General features: G+C 37.8%; 15 protein-coding genes. 6 read left to right on the top strand and 9 right to left on the bottom strand.

What is annotated here, in order from left to right; genetic code table 11:
* Positions 1–277 precede the first annotated feature (277 nt).
* From H7355_RS06780 to H7355_RS06745, 8 genes are all read right to left on the bottom strand, one after another.
* The gene (locus H7355_RS06780) at positions 278–724 is read right to left on the bottom strand and encodes a ricin-type beta-trefoil lectin domain protein (protein WP_186645962.1); all 447 of its coding nucleotides are present in this window, start codon (positions 722–724) and stop codon (positions 278–280) included.
* A 274-nt stretch (positions 725–998) separates the two neighbouring features.
* Entirely contained in the window at positions 999–2,015 is a 1,017-nt protein-coding gene (locus tag H7355_RS06775) for an SPFH domain-containing protein (protein WP_186645961.1), read from the bottom strand.
* A gap of 21 nt (positions 2,016–2,036) precedes the next feature.
* Positions 2,037–2,492 carry an NfeD family protein gene (locus tag H7355_RS06770; RefSeq protein WP_186645960.1) on the bottom strand — a complete coding sequence of 152 codons (456 nt, stop codon included), beginning with the start codon at positions 2,490–2,492 and terminating at the stop codon, positions 2,037–2,039.
* Entirely contained in the window at positions 2,489–3,811 is a 1,323-nt protein-coding gene (locus tag H7355_RS06765) for a pseudouridine synthase (RefSeq protein ID WP_186645959.1), read from the bottom strand. The genes H7355_RS06770 and H7355_RS06765 overlap by 4 nt, the downstream gene beginning before the upstream one ends.
* 99 nt (positions 3,812–3,910) lie before the next feature.
* A complete protein-coding gene (locus H7355_RS06760; protein WP_186645958.1) occupies positions 3,911–5,149 on the bottom strand; it encodes a dihydrolipoamide acetyltransferase family protein in 1,239 nt (412 codons plus the stop codon).
* 24 nt (positions 5,150–5,173) lie between these two features.
* Positions 5,174–6,151 (bottom strand): pyruvate dehydrogenase complex E1 component subunit beta, encoded by a 978-nt coding sequence (locus H7355_RS06755; RefSeq protein WP_130607221.1) that lies wholly within the window; start codon positions 6,149–6,151, stop codon positions 5,174–5,176.
* A 26-nt stretch (positions 6,152–6,177) separates the two neighbouring features.
* Positions 6,178–7,146, bottom strand: a complete 969-nt coding sequence (gene pdhA, locus H7355_RS06750; protein WP_186645957.1) for a pyruvate dehydrogenase (acetyl-transferring) E1 component subunit alpha — start codon at positions 7,144–7,146, stop codon at positions 6,178–6,180.
* A gap of 216 nt (positions 7,147–7,362) precedes the next feature.
* Entirely contained in the window at positions 7,363–8,274 is a 912-nt protein-coding gene (locus H7355_RS06745; protein WP_186645956.1) for a dimethylarginine dimethylaminohydrolase family protein, read from the bottom strand.
* 183 nt (positions 8,275–8,457) lie between these two features.
* Between H7355_RS06745 and H7355_RS06740 the strand changes: the two genes are divergently transcribed.
* The 6 genes from H7355_RS06740 to H7355_RS06715 all read left to right on the top strand — a co-directional run bounded on the left by H7355_RS06740 (position 8,458) and on the right by H7355_RS06715 (position 18,231).
* On the top strand, positions 8,458–9,681 hold the full coding sequence (locus tag H7355_RS06740) for a class I SAM-dependent rRNA methyltransferase (RefSeq protein WP_186645955.1): 1,224 nt from the start codon (positions 8,458–8,460) through the stop codon (positions 9,679–9,681).
* Between the two features lie 27 nt (positions 9,682–9,708).
* Positions 9,709–10,827 (top strand): glycosyltransferase family 4 protein, encoded by a 1,119-nt coding sequence (locus H7355_RS06735; RefSeq protein ID WP_186645954.1) that lies wholly within the window; start codon positions 9,709–9,711, stop codon positions 10,825–10,827.
* Positions 10,828–10,916: 89 nt separating this feature from the next.
* Complete coding sequence (gene typA / locus H7355_RS06730) at positions 10,917–12,746, top strand: translational GTPase TypA (protein ID WP_186645953.1); 1,830 nt, start codon at positions 10,917–10,919, stop codon at positions 12,744–12,746.
* Positions 12,747–12,816: 70 nt separating this feature from the next.
* Positions 12,817–15,792 (top strand): DNA mismatch repair protein MutS, encoded by a 2,976-nt coding sequence (mutS, locus tag H7355_RS06725; protein WP_186645952.1) that lies wholly within the window; start codon positions 12,817–12,819, stop codon positions 15,790–15,792.
* 123 nt (positions 15,793–15,915) lie between these two features.
* Complete coding sequence (gene rpsR, locus H7355_RS06720) at positions 15,916–16,161, top strand: 30S ribosomal protein S18 (protein WP_130607207.1); 246 nt, start codon at positions 15,916–15,918, stop codon at positions 16,159–16,161.
* Positions 16,162–16,275: 114 nt separating this feature from the next.
* Entirely contained in the window at positions 16,276–18,231 is a 1,956-nt protein-coding gene (locus tag H7355_RS06715; protein WP_186645951.1) for a sulfatase-like hydrolase/transferase, read from the top strand.
* Between the two features lie 92 nt (positions 18,232–18,323).
* Here the strand turns inward: H7355_RS06715 and H7355_RS06710 are convergent, their stop codons facing one another.
* Entirely contained in the window at positions 18,324–19,787 is a 1,464-nt protein-coding gene (locus H7355_RS06710) for a sigma 54-interacting transcriptional regulator (RefSeq protein ID WP_186645950.1), read from the bottom strand.
* Positions 19,788–19,827 lie beyond the last annotated feature (40 nt).

The following is a 19,827-nucleotide window of genomic DNA, read 5'->3' as shown; positions in this document are numbered from 1 at the left end:
TTCGCTCCATACGCTTAGTGCAATTCATCACTAAATTACACTCAATGTTCGCTACAACGTGGTTACGTTATTCCTTCGTTGTGTGGACTTACACCACCAAACCTATCGCCCTTTGCACGGCGCACACGTCCTCCTCTCACAGAAGTGGGAGGAGGACGTCACTCATATATGCTTGGAATTCATTAAGATTATTATAGTCTAGCAATACCTTAATAAATTGCTATTGAGTAGGTATCAGTTAGAATATTCATTTATTAATACTTCAACAAAGAATAAATTATTGAAACCACCATTTTTGATTTGCTCCACCGTGACATTCACCTAAGACAACAGGAGTGCTTTTGATATTAAATCCACCCAATACTTCCAAACATTTTCCACCAATTCCAATGATATTTCCATCTTTTAAAACCCATTTTTGACTCGCAATTCCTCTGCAATCAGACGTTACGACCAACGTTCCCGTTGCAGAATTCCCATAAAGTGCATCTAAGCATTTTCCACCTATCCCAACAATTTGGCCATTATTTATTTCCCAATTTTGGTTTATATCTCCATGACAATCATAGATTTGTACAGGAGCATTATTTGCAGTTAAATAACCTAGCACATCGAGACATCTTCCGCCCAAACCATGAATAGTAAAAGCATTTGCAGAAAAAGAAATAGATAATAAACTAAATAAATAAAAACTTTTGATTCCAATTAATTTTTTTAATAGCATTGAAAATCCTTTCTTCTACTTAGATTTAAATCAATATAACTTGATACAAATTTTTGTACTTTTCTCTTAGAGCTTGATATAAAGTCAATTTATCAAAAATTCCTTTTACAATCAACACCCCAGCTTTCATTCATAAAGTTTAAAATCTGGTAGAGGAAGAATTTGTATTCACTTGTATGGTAATTGCAACAGAGATTTATGAATGAGATGAATTAATAATAATATATGTGATGAAAATATAAAAATTTTAAAATTAACATTTTAAAATATAAAATTATTTATGTTTAGGCAATTTCAGATTCTCGTCCCCTGTTACCTTTTTCATAATGTCTCCGATGGAACCCAAAGAAGATAAAACCGCAGTGGCTTCATATGGAATAAAGACTTTGTCTGTATTCTTCTGAGTCATTTCACCAAAACGTTTGAGGTATTCCATGGCAACTAAATAGTTTGCAGCAACTTCAGGTCCACCAAAGGCATCTTTAATCAATTGGATGGACTTAGCTTGAGCGGCAGCTACAGATTCGATTGCTTTTGCCTGTCCTAATGCACGGGCAACGGTCGCCTCTTGATCTCCTAAAGCTTGGTTGATCTTTTCTTGTTTTTCACCTTCAGAATGTTCGATACGCGCTCGTTTTTCACCTTCTGCATTCAAGATTTGGCTTTGCTTAGAGCCTTCTGCAGTGAGGACATTGGCACGTCTTTCACGCTCGGCTTGCATTTGCTTTTCCATTGCATTTTGCACTTCAGGTGGGGGGGTGACATTTTTAAGTTCAACCCGATTGACTTTTAGTCCCCATTTGTCGGTCGCTTCGTCGAGAACTATTTTTAAACGAGAGTTGATAACATCTCGACTGCTCAAGGTGTGATCGAGATCCATTTCGCCTACCAAACTTCTGAGAGTCGTTTGGGTGAGTTGTGCAACTGCGATCGGGAGTGCTTGAATTTCGTAAGCTGCACGTTTTACGTCGGTGATTTGCACATAAATAATGGCGTCGACATTAATACCAACGTTGTCTTTTGTTATCACCTGTTGTGCAGGAATATCGATCACAACTTCACGCATATCAATTCGATCGACATTTGTGATCATGCCATTGCGGCTCCATAGAATCGTGCGGGATTGATCGACAAATGGAATAAGGACATTGAGGCCGGAGTTTAGCACAGCGTGAAATTTACCCAATCGCTCAACGATAATGCACTCTTGTTGCCTAATAACTATAACATATTTTGAGAAAATAAAAATAACGAGAATTACAATTGCTAATAATACGAAAATTTCGACCATTATTGAACCCCTATTTTAATATTAAGTTTTCGCTTTTTCTACAATAACTTTGTTACCAAGAACAGATGTAACCTTAACACGCTCACCCATTTTTAATTCTGCAATTATTTTTTCGTGTTGAGAATCCCAATGTATTTCCCAAACATCAGAAAAGATTTTTACTTTACCTGTGTTCTGAGGGGATTGAAACTCTTCAACGATAATTCCAATCTGTCCTACCAAACCAACTTGAAAATGCGAGTCTTTTGGTTTTAAAAAACGAGATTTACGCCATTTGGAAATAAAAAATAACAACAGAATACTTGATAATACAAAAACGCAGCCATGTATATAAATATTCTCAGAAATTATTGCAAAAATGCCCGTTATAAGCGCAGCTAAGCCAATCGGTAAAAGATAAAATGTTAAAGAAAAAACTTCTAAAATAATAAAAATAATTCCGATTAAAAAATAAATCCAATATAATTCAATATTCATTCAGACTCCCTTTTTTTAGAATTAGACTTCTTAGTTATAGTTTTTTTCTCCTCATTTTCAATTACACGTCCAAATCTTTTTTTTGCTGTATCATTTCTCTGTTTATCGTGAGAGTTTTTGTCGCGAGAATGTCTTTCTTGTGCACGTTTATCATCGGAGCGTTTAACATAAGCGCGTTTATCGTTCGCCCTTTTATTCTGCTCTTCCTTTTGATTGGGCGCGCTATTGCGTGAGTGTTTATTCTCAGAATTATGCTTGTATTTATCGCTTACGTGCTCATTCTGTTTAGAATGATCCTTCTGATAATGTTTTCTTTCTGTTTCTTTATTGGAAGATACTTTTTCTTCATTGTGCCAAGAATTTCGCTTTTCATTTTTTTGCTCATTTTCTTTTATTTTACGAGCTCGAATAACTTGAGATGAGCGCATATCACGCCGTTCTGCTTCGCGCGCATAATCGGCATCGTTTAATTTCATTTTACGTTTTAATTTACGGGCATCGAGAATTTCTTTTGGTAAATTCACTGCGGGTTTTTTATTCTTTTTATTTTCACTCAACATCTCGAGTTTAATATCGCTTAAATATTTGCTTTCCTGTTCGGTCACAGGCCGCATTTTTCCAGGTTCGAGTTTTCCAGGCAAGCGAAGATCGCCAATTGCAACACGCACAAGTCGCACAACGCTGAGTCCTAAAGCCTCCATCATACGTCTGACCAAACGGTTGCGGCCCTCAGTTACAACCAACTCAAGCCACTGACCAACGCTGTTACCTAAAGGCTCTTTATTACCTATTTTGACAGAAATAGCTTTCGCAGGACCATCATCAAGTTCTACACCTTTTTTCAATTTTTCAGCATCTTCAATATTTACCGGTGATGACAATAAAACCGCATAAGTTTTTTCCACAGAATACTTCGGATGCGACAATGCGAGTGCTAGATCACCATCATTGGTCAAAACGATCAAACCTTCACTGCGGTAATCCAAGCGACCAACGGATTGCACATTTGCGGATATTTTTTTCAGATCGGGGAGATCGAATATTGTGGGTCTTTCTTTTTCATCTTTTCGACTCGTGATAGTCATAAAAGGTTTATTTAAAATATATGTTACTTTGGGTGGGGCATTTTTTAATAATTTGCCATCAACTGTAATAGAGGAATTACTTTCTACTTTAACCCCAAGCTTTTTAACAATTTTACCATTAACTTTTACTTTTCCAGATTCAATAAGTTCATCTGCTTTTCGTCTGGAGGCAGCGCCCAATTCTTGTAACATTACATTTAAACGGATCATCTCTACTTTTGTTTCTTTACTCATTGATAATGTTTCCCAACATGAAAAAAAAAACAGAAGCCCTTCACCAGTTGTCCACAACTGATTTGAGTTCTGTCATTTTAGTTTAAAAAAATCTTATTTTTAACCTAGAAATAGCGCTGTCGCAGGATCTTCAAAGTACTGTTTTAAAGTCTTTAAAAATTCAGCTCCAACAGCTCCGTCAATAACTCTGTGATCACAACTCAAAGTCACTTTCATTCTTTGTTCTACTCCAACTGTACCGTTTGCAAGCACAACCGGAGTTGGAATTGTCGAACCAATTGCTAGAATTGCGGCTTGAGGAGGATTGATTATTGCAGTGAACTCTTCAATTCCAGTCATCCCTAAATTACTAACAGAAAATGTTCCACCTGCATAATCATTTGGCTGAAGTTTCCCATCTTTTGCTATTTTAACGAGACGTTTTGTCTCTTGAGCAATTTGCACGACTGTAAGCTTATCGGCATGTCTTACCACTGGAGTCATAAGCCCATTTGGTAAAGCGACCGCTACGCTCATATGCACGTCGCCGTACTGAAGAACGCAATCGTCTTGCCAAGAGGAATTCACTTCTGGATGCCGTTTGAGTGCACGCGCAGTTAAGAAAATAGCAAGGTCGTTAACGCTAAACTTTTGCTCGTCAGGCAATTTAGCGACGATGGATTTTCTCCACGCCAATAGATTTGTCATATTCAAACTGATGGAAAGATAAAAATGCGGAGCTGTGTTTACGCTTTCTGCTAAACGACGAGCAATGGTTTTACGCATATTGGTGTGTGGAATTTTGACCACAGCACCAGCGGCTATACCATGCGCAGAAGGCATTGCAGCAGAAGAAGAAGTCTGAGCTAAATCTCTTTGCACTATGCGGCCATTTGGGCCACTTCCTTGAATGGATTTGAGATCAATCCCTTTGTCGGCTGCGATTTTTTTCGCAAGCGGACTTGCTTTGACTTCTGTTTGGGAGACAGAAGCACTTGCTGCTGGTGCTTTTGGAGCGGCAGTTTGTTGTGCAGCTGCTTTTGGAGCTTCAGCTTTGCTCGCAGATTGAGCTCCACCTTTTTTAGCGTTGTATTTTTCAAGAGCCTCTTCCCATTTTTCATCGGCTTTACCAATGACAGCAATGGGAGCTTGCAATGGACATTTTTGTCCATCGCCCACGAGAATTTTGAGCAAAATTCCACCAGCTGGACTTTCATATTCCATCGTTGCTTTGTCTGTGTCGATCTCGATAACAGGGATACCCGCCGTTACTTTATCGCCCTCTTTTTTTAACCAACGCGCCACAGAGCCTTCAGACATAGTGTCAGAAAGTTTTGGCATTTCCATTACTGTAGCCATAATGATGTCTCCAAAAAAATATCTTTATTTATATAAAACAGCCTTAATTGCAGCAATGGTTCTTTCTGCAGTTGGCATAACTTCGTGTTCGAGGCGTTCATTATAAGGCATTGGTACAAAAAGATTTGTCACTCTTTCTGGCGGAGCATCGAGGTCATCAAAGCATTCTTTCACAACGCGATCGACGATGTGGCAGCCAAAAGATGCAACTCCCCAACCCTCTTCAAGCACAACGAGACGATTTGTTTTACGAACGGAATTGAAAATAATTTCTTCATCGAGAGGCATAAGGGTACGAGGATCGATAATTTCGACGCTGATACCTTCTTTTTCAAGCTCAGTCGCTACATCTTGTGCTAAAAGTACCATTTTATTCCAAGCAACTAAAGTCACATCGGATCCTGGACGTTTCACCACACCGACACCAATGGGCACAATATGTTCGCCATCAGGAACTTCACCTGAGCGGCCATAGAGCATTTCGCTTTCTAAAAAGAGAACTGTGTTGTCATCACGAATAGCGGATTTCATGAGACCTTTTGCGTCAGCAGGGTCGATTGTACTGATAATTTTGAGACCAGGACAGTTTACGAGCATATGGTCTACACATTGACTGTGCTGAGCAGATAACATGTGTGCTGCACCGTGTGGTCCACGGATAACCATCGGAACTTTATATTGTCCGCCGCTCATGTAGAGCATTTTTGCTGCGTGATTGATAATTTGATCGAAAGCTTGGATTGCAAAATTCCAAGTCATCATTTCGATAATCGGACGAAGTCCACACATAGCTGCGCCCACGCCCAAACCAGCAAAACCAGCTTCGGAAATAGGGGAGTCAACGACACGCATAGGACCAAATTTAGCAAGCATTCCTTTAGAAACTTTATAAGCTCCATCATATTCAGCAACTTCTTCGCCCATCAGGAATACACTAGGATCACGTTCCATTTCTTCGCTCATTGCTTGATTGAGCGCTTCTCTTAAAGTTAAAATAGCCATGTTTTTAAAACCTCAAATTCTAGTTATTAAACAAGAACATGTTTATAAAGTTCGTCGAGTTCTGGTTCTGGTGAATCTTCTGCAAAGGCAACAGCCGCATCTACTTTATCTGCAATTTCTTCTTCAAATTTTTCAAAGTCGTCTTCTTTTGCAGCTTTTTGTGCAAGCATAGTTTCCTTGAGCAAGACAAGACAATCCCGTGCGCGTTCTTTTTCAACTTCTTCCTTTGTACGGTAATTGCCTGGGTCAGACACAGAGTGGCCTCTGAAACGATAGGTTTGAATCTCAACGAGAATTGGCTTTGAGGTTTTACGGGTTTCTTCGACAATTTCTTTCATTTGGTTATATGTGTTCACGACATTTCTGCCATCAACAACAGCTTGCCGCATATTGTAAGCTTTCGCTCTGTCAGAAAGATTCGTCAATGAACATGTGCGAGAAATAGCTGTTCCCATGCCATATTTATTATTTTCGATAATAAATATGCAAGGAAGATCCCAAATAGCTGCCATGTTAAGTGCTTCATGGAACTGGCCTTGGTTCGAAGCGGCATCGCCTAAAAAGCAAAGAGAAACAAGATCTTCCTTGTTGTATTTGATTTTCCAGCCTGCTCCTGCTGCGAGAGGAACTTGTCCACCCACAATGCCATGTCCACCCATAAACCGAAGTTTTTCAGAGAACATGTGCATGGATCCGCCTTTTCCACGAGCACATCCTGTGACTTTGCCAAGAAGTTCAGCAATCATAACACCTGGATCCATACCTAAGACCACAGGAGCAACGTGATCTCGATAGCCAGTTATGACATAATCTTGACCCTTGCGAATGGCATTTAAGCAGCCGGTCGAAACAGCTTCTTGACCTATATAAAGGTGACAAAATCCACTAAATTTTTGTTGAACATAAAGCTGTCCGATGCGCTCTTCAAGGCGACGGCCGAGTAGCATTTCTTTATAAAAAGCTACAAGAAGCTGATTTGATAATTTTTGAGTCATCTATGAAACTCTCCAAAAAAAGAAGAATCGAAAAAATTTTGAATGACAATCACTGATAGGATTCGTTTGAGAGAAATCCCAAACACACAAGCTATACGCTATGACAGAAAAAACGGGACTGCAAGAATAGGCATTCTTAAAAGAATAAAATAAAATGCCTTATGCAATCGATTCCTTTAGTCCCAAAGATATTTGAATAGAAACTTTTATATAAATTTAAAAAAACATCAATTTCATACAAAATACAGAACCACCGGACTTTATAAATTCGGATGTATCGACTGCAACAGGAATAAAACCTTTGTCTCTAATCAGTTTTTCTGTCTCAATACAACCTGACTGGATAATCACATGCTTACCATTTGGACAATGTGCGTTACATGCAAAACCAGGGGAATCAGCTTCTAACAATGGAACTTCTATAATTTGGCTGAATATGCGTGCAAGCAGTTCCCATCCCTCATCCGTAAAAGCCTCTTTACAAGCTAGGGCAGTGTTTGCGTTTAAAACACTCAAACATGTGTCCAAATGATAAAACTTGGGATGAGTCAGTTCAAAAATAGCGATCGGAGCTTGAGCCGTTTGACTTAAAATATCATAAATTCTTTTATCTGTACGAAATCCGTAGCCTCCCAAAATAAATCGTTTTCCAGGAATCCACAGAGCATCACCCATTGACTCAAAGAAAAACCCATCCGTCCGTGAAGCAATACGATGAGTTTGATAATGATGCTGACATAAAAAAGAATTGATAAAGGATACTTCTTGGTTGCGGCGATCGTTAAACATATTCGAAAGCACAGCATGTGGATTTCCGCAGGCATCAACATAAGGAAAACTTTGATTTGCGCAAAAAACCATATCTGGAAGTTCTTTAACAGGTTCAACTACAAACACATTAAAACCAATTTGTTCATATGCATTTTTCAAATTTTGCCATTGCGCTTGAGCTTTATTTTTATCAAGTTTATGCAATGAACCATCTTCTTTTACCATATGCGCATTGATCGGAGTGTCGACATTGAAAAAAGCGGGATCGACCATCATGACTTTATTTGCAAGAGGCATTGCGGGAACAGAATCTAGGGAACAAGTTAACTGAGATACATTTTGTATCACTTTATGCATATGGCACCTCAAAAAAAAGAAGTACGCTTTCTTTACTCATTTTGGAAAGCTGAGAATGTATTACAACAATGGTAAATTGGATTCAAATATTTTACAAAAAAAGTTAAACAAGCTTATATCTTTATTTTCATTTGAAAACATTATAGTTCATTTGAAATATAAACTGACAAAGGAGTCTCTATTTTGTTTCAGATCTTAGAAATTGATATCATTGACACTAAGTATAAATATTTTAAAAGTCCATGGATTTTTAGTAATCAGGTTAAACATTTAGATGACAAATTACTCAATCCCGAAAAAATATCTTTAGTTACACTCAAAGGCACAAAAAAAATAGGTATTTATAATAAAACGAGTTTAATCTCTATCCGCTTGTTACCTGATTGTATTATGGATAAAGTAGAAAACAATAGCATATCTTCTGAAGCTTTTATTGAACAACTCTCAGTATATATAAAAAAGCTACAAAATGAAAAAAATACTTTCACATTTGCAAACAAAGAAGCTTACAGACTTTCTCATGGTGACAACGATGGTCTCCCTGCTTTAGCTATTGATGATTATAAATCTGTTCTCGTGCTACAAAGCTCTGCTGCCGTTGGTGATTTTTTAGTTCCATATGTGGTTGAAGCATTAAAGAGAGTGAGTGATTTGCCTATTTTTGAAAGAAGCACAGGACAAATTCGTAAACTCGAACAACTGCCCGAGAGAACCCGTTGGATTGAAAAGCCAAAAATCGATTCTTCCTTCGATATTAGCTGCTTTTTTGCGCATTTAACCATGAATTTTTCCTTAAACAAAGCACAAAAAACAGGTTTATTTTTAGACCAAAGAAATAACTTAAAATATCTTGCAGAACTCCTCAAATCTTATAATATTAAAAAAAGTTTAGACATTTGTAGCTATGCAGGAGCTTGGAGTGCCATTGCTGCACAAGCAGGGGTCACTGACCTCACCTTGATCGATCAAGACGCTTGGGCATTGCAACTTGCACAAAAAAACGTCGAACAAAATGCTTTACACGCTCCACTTATACGCACCTTACATGGAGATATGTTCGAACACTTGCAAAATCTAAATAAATCAACACAAAAATTTGACCTTATCATTGCCGATCCACCTGCATTTGCCAAAGCGAAAAAAAATGTAGCAGAAGCAAAAAGAGCGTATACAAAAATGACCCGGCTTGCTCATAATTTACTAAACGAAAATGGTATCTTAGTTGTATGCAGTTGCAGCCGTCATATCGAAGACCAAGACTTTTTAGAAAGTGTATCGCTTGGTCTGAGTGCTCAAAACTGGGTGCTCCTCCATAAGGGAGAGCAGTCCCCGTGTCACACGCGTTTGGCAACTCCAGATTCTTCTGAATATTTAAAGTGTTACTTTATTAAAAAGAGAGTGCTTTAAAATAATTTTGAAGCATGGGGAAAATAAATGAATTCATTTAAAAAACGAATTATGATCGACACTCGTGTTGTTGTTGAAGGGATCGAGCATGGCATTGCGCGTCACACCCGTGAACTTATTTATAATTTAATTCATAAGAATAATAATGAAATTGACTTTTACCTACTTGTTAATAAAAACTCACCTTTTTATAAACTCAAGCTTCCGAGTAATTTTAAACTTATAAAATTAAGATCTGGTCTTTATAATATTTTTGGGCAATTGGAAATGTTTTTTTACACTTTAAAATATCGGCCAAATTTTTTCCATGCTCCTCATTTTATCGTTCCTCTGATAGGTAACACTGCACTCATTGCTACAATTCATGATATGAATCACGTCGCTTTAGCAAAAAACTATACACTAAAACAAAAACTCTATTATAATTTCTTTTTAAAAAGAAGACTCAGCAAAGCTAAATATATTGTGACAGTCTCCGATTTTTCAAAACAAGAAATTATAAAATATTTTCAAATATCTGACGAGAAAATTAAAGTTATTTACAACGGTGTGTACAATAATTTTAAACAACGAAATGAATTTTGCCAGGAAAGAATAAAAGAATTTTTAACAAAATATAATTTACCAGATAAATATATCTTTGCCAGTGGAAATCAAAAACCACATAAAAACTTGGAAAAACTCACAGAAGCTTATTGTTTAGGAGGTTTCGATCTCCCATTGGTTATTTTATCCGATTCGAATGAAAAAAATATTGAGCTGGCAAAACGATTTAACAAAAAAAACAAAATTTACTTTTTAAAATATGTACAAGAAGAAGATTTTCCCCTTCTTTATGCTTTGAGTTCTGCATTTATTTTTCCCTCTCTTTATGAAGGATTTGGTCTCCCGCCTCTCGAAGCGGCCGCCTGCGGAGTCCCCGTTGTTGTCAGCCACACAACTTCATTACCCGAAATTATGCAAGACACGGCCACGTATGTGAACCCAGAAAGCATTCCTGACCTGCAACGAGGTATCAAAGAAGCCCTCAGTGAAAATAACGAAGTCATTCATATTCGAGTCAAAAATGGATTGAAACTGGCTCAGAAATACACTTGGTCAAATATGGCTCAAGAAACCCTTGAACTTTATGATAAGTTGTATTGATTTGATTTGCTTTTTTTTAAAAATGTGAATACCAACAGTACGGAAACTTTCTTGGATAGATTTAGATCCAAAACTCTGAAAGGCTTTTTATGACAACGATTAACGGAAATATGCGTAACATTGCAATTATTGCACACGTTGACCACGGCAAAACAACGCTTGTGGACAAACTTCTTCAACAATCAGGTACATTTGCAGCTCACCAATCCATTGCGGAACGCGTGATGGACAGCATGGACCTTGAACGCGAACGCGGAATTACAATTGCAGCTAAAAATGCATCGATGGTGTACAAAGATGTTCGTATTAACATCGTTGACACCCCTGGTCACGCTGACTTTGGTGGTGAAGTGGAACGTACGTTGATGATGGTTGACGGAGCTATTTTGCTTGTTGACGCAGCAGAAGGCCCTTTGCCACAAACACGTTTTGTGTTGCAAAAAGCTTTACAACGCAACCTCCGCATGATCCTTGTAATTAACAAAGTTGACCGTTCCGACGCACGCGTTGATGAAGTTTCTGAAATGGTACAAGATCTTTTCTTGGAACTCTCATCAGAAGATCATCACCTTGATTTTCCTATTTTATATGCTTCAGGTCGCAATGGCTGGGCAAGTAAATCAAAGGATATCAAAACTGAAAATCTCCAAGATTTATTCGACACTGTGCTTGAGCATGTGCCACCACCACGCGTTCAACTTGAAGGCGGAGCTCAATTATTAATCAATAACTTAAGCTATAACAACTTCTTAGGTCGTTTAGCAATCGGTCGTGTTGAGCGTGGAACTCTTACAGCAAATCAAAGCATTGTTCTTATCAACAAAGATGGGAAACAACAACCTGCTAAAATCATTAAAGTAAGAGCATACAGAGGCCTCGAGCAAATCGACGTTGATTCTGTCTCAGCTGGTGACATTGCAATCGTCGCAACTGGTTTAAATGACTTAGCAATTGGTGACACGATTGCCGACGCAACTAACCCAGAAGCACTCCCACGCATTGAAGTTGACCCACCCACAGTGGGAGTTGAAGTCAGCGTAAACACATCACCTATGGCAGGCCGTGAAGGTACTTACCTCACAAGTAGTAAGCTTGGAGAGTTTTTACTCAAAGAAGCTATGAACAACGTTGCATTAAAGATTGAAAATACAGACTCTCCTGAAGTTTTCATCTTAAAAGCCCGTGGTGAATTGCAAGTTGCCATCGTTATGGAAAATCTCCGCCGTGCCGGTGGTGAGTGTATGGTTGCGCGTCCAAAAGTGATCACACGCAAAGAAAATGGCGAAACTCTTGAACCTGTTGAAAGAGTTGTCCTCGATGTGCCAGATGCAAGTGTCGGCGCAGTGACCGAAAAACTTTCTATCCGTAAAGGCCGCCTTGAAAACATGCAAGCGTTTAACAATGGCCGTACACGTATTGAATTTAGCATTCCTACCCGTGGGTTGTTAGGTTACCGCAGTACTTTCCTTACAGACACAAAAGGTGAAGGACTAATGTCCAGTTACTTTGAAGGCTGGGAAACAAACCGTGGTAGCTTCCTTTCCCGTGTCAATGGCGCTCTTGTTGCAGACCGTTCTGGTAAGACAACAGAATATGCACTCTCTGGACTTGAAGAACGCGGCCGTTTATTCGTTGCTGCAGGTGAAGAAGTTTACGAAGGCATGATCGTCGGAGAACACAACCGCGACTCGAACCTAGATGTAAACGCCGTACGCGAGAAAAAACTTACAAATATGCGTGCTTCTGGCTCCGATGACTCCACTAAACTCTCCCCTGTAACAAAAATGAGCCTTGAAACAGCTCTTGACTGGGTTGAAGACGACGACTGGATAGAAATCACACCAAAGAATATTCGTATTCGTAAACGTATCCTCGCTTCCAATCAGCGCAGTGTTTCCCGTAGAGAAAAAGGAGAGTAAGTTTTACTCTCCTTTTTTTATATTCTATAGTCGTTGCCTGTGACTCTTGTACTTAAAAGGGCTTCCTGCAATGACAACTGAACAAATGAATTCTCCTGCGTCCGACTCTCTTCTCAAACATTGGCTTGCTCATGGCAAAGAGCTTCCCCCTCATTTAAAACCTGCACTAGAAAAACTAAGCACTGAACATATTTCAGGTATTTCTCTAAGCCAACTCGAATCCCCGATGATGAAGCAATTTCGGGCAGCGAAAGACGAAGTCCCCGATGCAATATTGTTTTTCCGTATGGGAGATTTTTATGAACTCTTTGGAATTGATGCCATCATCGTATCTGATATTTGCGGACTGACCTTAACTTCAAGAGACAAATCGAGCGATAACCCTGTTCCCATGGCAGGCTCCCCTGTTGTTGGATACAAAAATGCTCTTAAAAAATGCGTTTTAGCTGGATTTAAAGTTGCTGTCTGTGACCAAGTCGAAGATCCGCGACAAGTGAAGGGAATTGTCAAGCGAGAAATCACTCGAATTGCCACTCCGGCAGTTCCTGGCGATTTAGAAGATGATGACAATTCACAGGAGACCCCTTTTGGTTGTTACCTTGCAAGCGTCATTGAGAATAAAAAAACTTTTACGCTTGCCTATGTTGACGTTTCAACAGGTGAATTTCGCATAACACATAACTTGAATGAACTTTTATTAAACCAAGAAATTGCAACAATTTCTCCTCGCGAAATTCTTGTTCCTAAAAATATCGAAAATCAACTTAAAGAGATAGTAAAAAAAATCCAAAAAAATAACTACACTTCTGTGAATGTGATTGAAAATTGGCTTTTGCGCTCGGCAGATAATTGCAAAGAAATATTCCTCGAATTTTTTAAAGAAAAAGATTTAAATGCATTTGGCTTAAATAGCATTACAAACGGCCTCCAATCAGTAAGCGCCATTTTACATTATTTAAAATCAACACAAAAATCTGTTTTAAAAAATATACAAATAATCACTTATTATGACTTAAGATCTCATCTCATAATTGATGAAGGAACACGTAAACATTTAGATTTTTTTCATACAGCAAGTGGAGAAAAAAAAGGGAGCTTGTTCCATTTTTTAAATAAATGCACAACGGCCGCTGGCAGCCGTAAATTATTTCGTAGGCTCAATTATCCATTTAAATATTTAGAAGAAATAGAACAGGCACATCAAAATATTCAAGAATATATAAATAATACAGGAACCATGACTGAAGTCATAGAAAACCTGCGGAGCACCGCAGACATCGATCGTCTCCTTGCACGCGCTGCACAGAAAAATCTAGATGCACGGGGGATGGCTTGGCTCAGACAAACGTTGCTTGCTCTCCCTAAACTTGAAAATATTTTAAATAAGCTAAATACCAATCCATTTAAGAACAACAATTTATTAGTTAATTTAGAGCCTCTTAAAGATCTCCTTATTAATTCTCTCGCTAATGAACCTGCAGCCCTTGTAGGCAAAGGTGGAATTATTTTTAAGGAGGGCTATTCAAAAAAACTGGATGAAGCAATTGCTCTCACAAGTAATTTTTCCAAAATGCTTGATGCACTTGAACAAAAAGAAAAAGAAAATTCCCAAATCAATACGTTAAAGATTGGTTATACAGGAGCATTTGGTTATTATTTTGAAATATCAAAAGGAAAAATTTCACAAGCACCTAAGCATTTTATCCGCAAACAAACGTTAACCAATTGTGAACGATATATCACACCAGAACTCAAAGAACTTGAAGAAAAATCATTGAACGCAAGTGATGAAAGGATTCTGCTTGAAAAAGAATTATTGGAATTTTTAAGAACTCAGATTTTAGAATATTCTCAATATTTAGTTCAGGCATCCGAGCTTGTAGCAGAGATCGATCTCTCTGTTACCTTTGCAAGTCTTTCTCTTCAATTCAATTGGTGCCGCCCCACAATAACAAATAAAAAATTAACAAATTTAATTGAATCGACTCACCCTATTCTGGCTCATTTAGGGATGAGTGCAGAACCTTTTATTGCCAATGACATTACCCTTGGAATTAAAAACGAAGAAGCAAGTGAAAATCCTCTTGTACACCTTATCACAGGCCCCAATATGGCCGGTAAAAGCACAATCATGCGACAAGTGGCTATAACCCAAGTTCTTTGTCAGATTGGTTCCTTTGTCCCAGCCCGTCAAGCAGAAATAGGACTTGTTGATCGCATATTTACCCGTATTGGTTCGGGTGACAATGCTCTCAAAAACCAATCGACTTTCATGGTAGAAATGCTTGAAACAGCCAATATGTTGCGTTTTGCGACCCCACAAAGCCTGTTGCTGCTGGATGAAATTGGGCGGGGAACCTCAACTTTTGATGGCCTTTCCATCGCTTGGTCTATCCTTGAAAACTTGAGCGAAAAAGTACAGGCACGCGCTTTATTTTCAACTCATTATCATGAGCTACAAGAGGTATGTGAAAGTCATAAAAACATCTCACCTATGCATATGTCTGTAGTAGAAAACATAGTAAAATACGACGTTAATATAGAAAAAAAAGAAATCCTTTTTTCACGCAAATACACCCCAGGAGGGGCAGGCAAAAGCTATGGTTTGCATGTGGCTGAGCTTGCCGGAATTCCTGCAGAAATCATTGTAAGAGCTGAAAAAGTATTAAAAAAATTAGAGAATTCATCTCCTGCTCAGACAAACGTCCCCATTGAGAGTCTCTCGGAACCCCTTACTGAGAAACAAGAAAAAACATCCGATTCTCTTAGAGAAAAACATTTAAATAACACCAAATCGTTTGAAGAAAATTCAAATTCCACTAAACAAGCTCTGATTGCCAAAGCTCTTTTAGCCCTTGATGTCGATAGCATTTCTCCACGCCAAGCTCTTGAAATTGTTTATACTCTTAAAGATTTTGCCACGGAACACGCAGGAGTAGATACGGGGGAACAAAACCTTAATCTGCTAAAAATCCTTGCCAAACAGCAAAATTCAGCCAAAAAACTGAAAGAACGCCTTCTCTCTCACGAACAAACTCTCTTTTAACTTGACGCACATGCTGAGCTGTGCTTATTTGAGGTCTCATGTTTTGTTGAGTTGCTGCGTTGGCACAATAGCCCAACGCTGCTGCCTGCATATTATTTAACAAACTTCATTAGGAGTTTTACCATGGCAGTATCCACAGGTAAGAAAAAGCGTCGTTATTCCAGACCAAAAAGAACGCTCGATCCACAAATCACTTTTGACTACAAAGACACCCAACTTCTTCGCCGTTTCGTAACTGAACACGGTAAAATCGTTCCACGTCGCATCAGCGGTGCCAGCGCACAACAACAACGTGCACTCACAGTTGCTGTTAAACGTGCTCGTACTATGGCTATACTTAGCTATGGCCAAGGCAGCGATGCTCGCTAAAGAATCCATTTAAACGGGTTTTGAAAAACCGTATCTTCTCGATTTGAAGATACGGTTTTTTGTTTTATTATAAATTGTTCTTTATGTTTCTGTGTATTTTTTTAGGACTTTAAAATGATTTCAATCCTTTCCCATAAAATTACGAGAATGAGTTCGTTTAAAAGAATTTCACTGATAGTATCTATTTTTATTCTTTATGATATTTTTATCATTAAAAAACCCCTTAATTTTATCCACGATATACTTGGGGCACGATACATTGCAAACTACTTCTTAAGTATTATTGCTCTTATCTTATTTGTATTATTTATAGATCTTCTATTTAAAGGTAAATTCTTTGCAAAATTACTGGGAAGTTTATTAGTAATTGTTCCTCTTGGTATTCAGACAGCTCATTATGCTTTTTATAATGCTCCTTTAAGTGCATACGGCATTCGCTTTTTCTTTAGCAATCCCCTTATGACTAGCCAACTTGGCTTAGAAAATATCAATTTTATAAAACTTTTCTTATTTTTTCTATTCTCTATTTTAATCATTTGTTTATTTTTACCTAAGAAAAAGAAATTAGAATTTCGTAGAACAAAGATGGTACTTTATTTTGTTCTTTATGTACCTATCGTTATTCTTTGTGGAGTGAGTTGGTACCTTATTTTAGATTTTCAAAATGCCCTAGTTTCAGTTTATGCTGCTCTACCAGAAACGGGTCGTTCGCTGTATTTTAAAAAACTAAAACAAGACAAACCGATAATTTCACTCTCTCCCACTGAAAAAAAATTACCTAATATCTTATGGATTGTTGGTGAATCCGTTGCAAAAAATCATATGAGTTTATATGGATACACACGCAAGACCACTCCGAATCTCGACCAGTTGCGCGATGATGGCATTCTTTTTCCCTTTCAAAATGCTGTGAGCATAGGGCCTCACACACTTATTTCTGTTCCCTATATGCTTGTGGGCAAACAAAATATCGATCCTTTTGGGACAATTTATGCTTCCCCAAATATTTTCGAATATGCGAAAGCACGTAATTACGACACGGCATTTATCAGCGCTCAAGATCTGCGCTGGAAGAATTTTGATCAACTTTCTGGCAACGGCATTGCTGATTATTACCGTTCTGGCTCTGATTTTAGCACGAGTGTGCGGGTATCAAAGGGGGCGGATGATATGAAAGTTCTTGATAAGAGCATTCTCCCCCATCTGCAAGAAATGCGCCCTCCCTTTTTGCTGATTGCACACATGGATGGAAGTCATTATCCTTATAATATTCACTCGGAAAAGGAATATAAAAAATTCTTTCCTGAAAATAGTCCAAATGGAACTAATGCCTATGATAATACCATTGTATATTCCGATGTTTATTTAAAGCGTTTAATAGATGCAGCACGCAAAAAAGATCCTAATATTTGGATTTTTTACACAACAGATCATGGCCAAAATGTTGCTCTTGCCCAAGATAACAAAACATCTGAAGGTGAAATTGCTGAGGATAAAAAGCTTTCAGAAACAACTGAAGATCAAAAAAGTAATGACAAAAATCCAGCAATCGCATCGGTAAAAAATGCGGATGAAAATAATTCTATTTTTTCAGACTGGGCAAGTAAAATAAAACAAATGTTTGCAGAAAAAGATCAAAACGATGATGAATCTACTGTTACCTTTAATCAAGGTTACAATGCGAACATTATACACAATGCTTTCTTTGTCATCCCACCAAATAATTATCGAGAAGTAATTAAAAGCAAAGAAAATGCACCAGTGGCGCAATCTGATATATTCGCAACCATATTGCAACTTATGGATATTGAAAAACCCGCCGCTAAAATAGACGGGATGTCATTATTAGAGCCAATCCCTGAAAATAGATTGCGCATATCGACTGGTTTTGTTGTGACCAATGACAATGTTCCTGAAGCAGAAGTGTTTTTTCCCGATTTAACTTCATTATTTGTCGATTTTTCTAGAAATAGCGTGAGTGTTTCTACAGATAAATCCGTGATTCGTCTATCAGATGCTGACCAAGATATTCAAAATCTATTTGAAGAAAGAAACCGAAAAATCAATTGATTTTTCGGTTTTATTTTTACTAATTATTTTTATCTCAAAAATGGAAGTTATTATCTGAAAAGAAAGTCCTTACATTTCAATGAAAAATGATTTCACACTCCATCCTCAGTTCCTAAATTAACAAAATCTATTGTATCAAAATCAGGATTGTCATTTCCAAGACCATCAAAAATAGTGAAAGCTGAATTTCTTTTAACCCGACCTGTTTCAGATTTGATAGGAGAAGATGTTGCCCGTTTCTTAAGTTTTTCAACCAAAGTCGTTCGATTCATCGATAACAATTGTGCAGCGCGGTTTTTATTATGATTTGTCCTTCTGAGAGCCTCAGAAATCAATCTATTTTCAAATTCTTCAACCACACGATAGAAGTCAATTCCAGATCCTAGATCAATTTCTTTTTTAATAAATTGATCTATTTCACTCGGTATATCATCAAACATTGAATTACGGGTGATCGGTGGATTATTATTTTGTAAATTATTTTGCGGTTGTGAATAATTTTGATTATAGTTATTTTGTTGCTGAGAAACTTGCGAATAATTATTATTTGTTTGATTATTAATTTGATTATTTCTATTATAGTGAGTGTTATGATTATTTAATATTGCATTTTCTCTTTGCGACTGAGCATAAGGAGGAACTGCTGAGTTTTGTGACCCTATTTTTGCAAATTGTGAAATATGAGTTGAGCTTGTATTGTGATAAACATTACTATTTTGCGGAATAATATTATTTTGATTCATTACAGGTTGATGAGTTCTATCATAAAAGGCATCAATATTATCTGTAACTAAATTCCTCAATCGCGGTGGCAGATCACTGATTTCAATACTCCCAGAATTTTTTAAGACAACAATACGTTCAATTAAATTTTCTAATTCCTGAATATTATGAGTCCAAACATTCTGCAAAAGAGCATTCATAGCGTCATGGGAAATACCCACAATTTTCTTCGTTTTTAATTGATTGAATTTTTGCACAAAATATTCCGCTAAAATTGGAATATCTTCTCTTCTTTCACGAATAGGAGGCAAATAAATCGAAGTTGCTGATAATTTATAAAAGAGGTCTTCACGGAATAGACCTCTTCTGACTAATTGCTCTAAATCCACTGAAGTTGAACATATAACTCTAATATTAATTGGAATATCCGCTTTTCCTCCAAGACTGCGAATAACTCCATCATTGATCACGCGAAATAATGCTAATTGCAGCTTGTCGCTTAATTTACTGACTTCATCTAAATATAAAACTCCCCCTTCCGCTTGGCGGAAATGTCCTTCACGCGCCTGCGCATTTTGCGGGAGATAGCCCGCTTCATAACCAAAAAGTTCAATTTCGAGAAACTCTTCGTTCCCTGTTGCGCACTTAATCGGCACAAAAGGGAACTTATTGCGCTGGGACCTTTCATGAATGATCTTGGCAATTGCGTCTTTGCCAGTGCCTGGTTCACCCGTGATTAAAATTGAAGAATTGCTCTCTGCAACCTTATACACAAGATGCTGAACATGGCGAATAATGGCACTTGACCCCATAAGCGCATAAGATCCGTTCACGATCTCCTCCCCTTGCCATTAAGGCATTCACTGGTGCTGT

Source organism: Fluviispira vulneris, from assembly GCF_014281055.1.
Taxonomy (GTDB): domain Bacteria; phylum Bdellovibrionota_B; class Oligoflexia; order Silvanigrellales; family Silvanigrellaceae; genus Silvanigrella; species Silvanigrella vulneris.
Note: the sequence above shows the minus strand (reverse complement) of the source record. Positions and strands in the feature narration are given on the sequence as shown.

What these genes read in the sequence shown, in the direction of transcription:
- H7355_RS06780 (WP_186645962.1), bottom strand. Translation starts at nt 724, where the DNA reads ATGCTATTAAAAAAATTAATTGGAATCAAAAGTTTTTATTTATTTAGT.
- H7355_RS06775 (WP_186645961.1), bottom strand. Translation starts at nt 2,015, where the DNA reads ATGGTCGAAATTTTCGTATTATTAGCAATTGTAATTCTCGTTATTTTT.
- H7355_RS06770 (WP_186645960.1), bottom strand. Translation starts at nt 2,492, where the DNA reads ATGAATATTGAATTATATTGGATTTATTTTTTAATCGGAATTATTTTT.
- H7355_RS06765 (WP_186645959.1), bottom strand. Translation starts at nt 3,811, where the DNA reads ATGAGTAAAGAAACAAAAGTAGAGATGATCCGTTTAAATGTAATGTTA.
- H7355_RS06760 (WP_186645958.1), bottom strand. Translation starts at nt 5,149, where the DNA reads ATGGCTACAGTAATGGAAATGCCAAAACTTTCTGACACTATGTCTGAA.
- H7355_RS06755 (WP_130607221.1), bottom strand. Translation starts at nt 6,151, where the DNA reads ATGGCTATTTTAACTTTAAGAGAAGCGCTCAATCAAGCAATGAGCGAA.
- pdhA (WP_186645957.1), bottom strand. Translation starts at nt 7,146, where the DNA reads ATGACTCAAAAATTATCAAATCAGCTTCTTGTAGCTTTTTATAAAGAA.
- H7355_RS06745 (WP_186645956.1), bottom strand. Translation starts at nt 8,274, where the DNA reads ATGCATAAAGTGATACAAAATGTATCTCAGTTAACTTGTTCCCTAGAT.
- H7355_RS06735 (WP_186645954.1), top strand. Translation starts at nt 9,709, where the DNA reads ATGAATTCATTTAAAAAACGAATTATGATCGACACTCGTGTTGTTGTT.
- typA (WP_186645953.1), top strand. Translation starts at nt 10,917, where the DNA reads ATGACAACGATTAACGGAAATATGCGTAACATTGCAATTATTGCACAC.
- mutS (WP_186645952.1), top strand. Translation starts at nt 12,817, where the DNA reads ATGACAACTGAACAAATGAATTCTCCTGCGTCCGACTCTCTTCTCAAA.
- rpsR (WP_130607207.1), top strand. Translation starts at nt 15,916, where the DNA reads ATGGCAGTATCCACAGGTAAGAAAAAGCGTCGTTATTCCAGACCAAAA.
- H7355_RS06715 (WP_186645951.1), top strand. Translation starts at nt 16,276, where the DNA reads ATGATTTCAATCCTTTCCCATAAAATTACGAGAATGAGTTCGTTTAAA.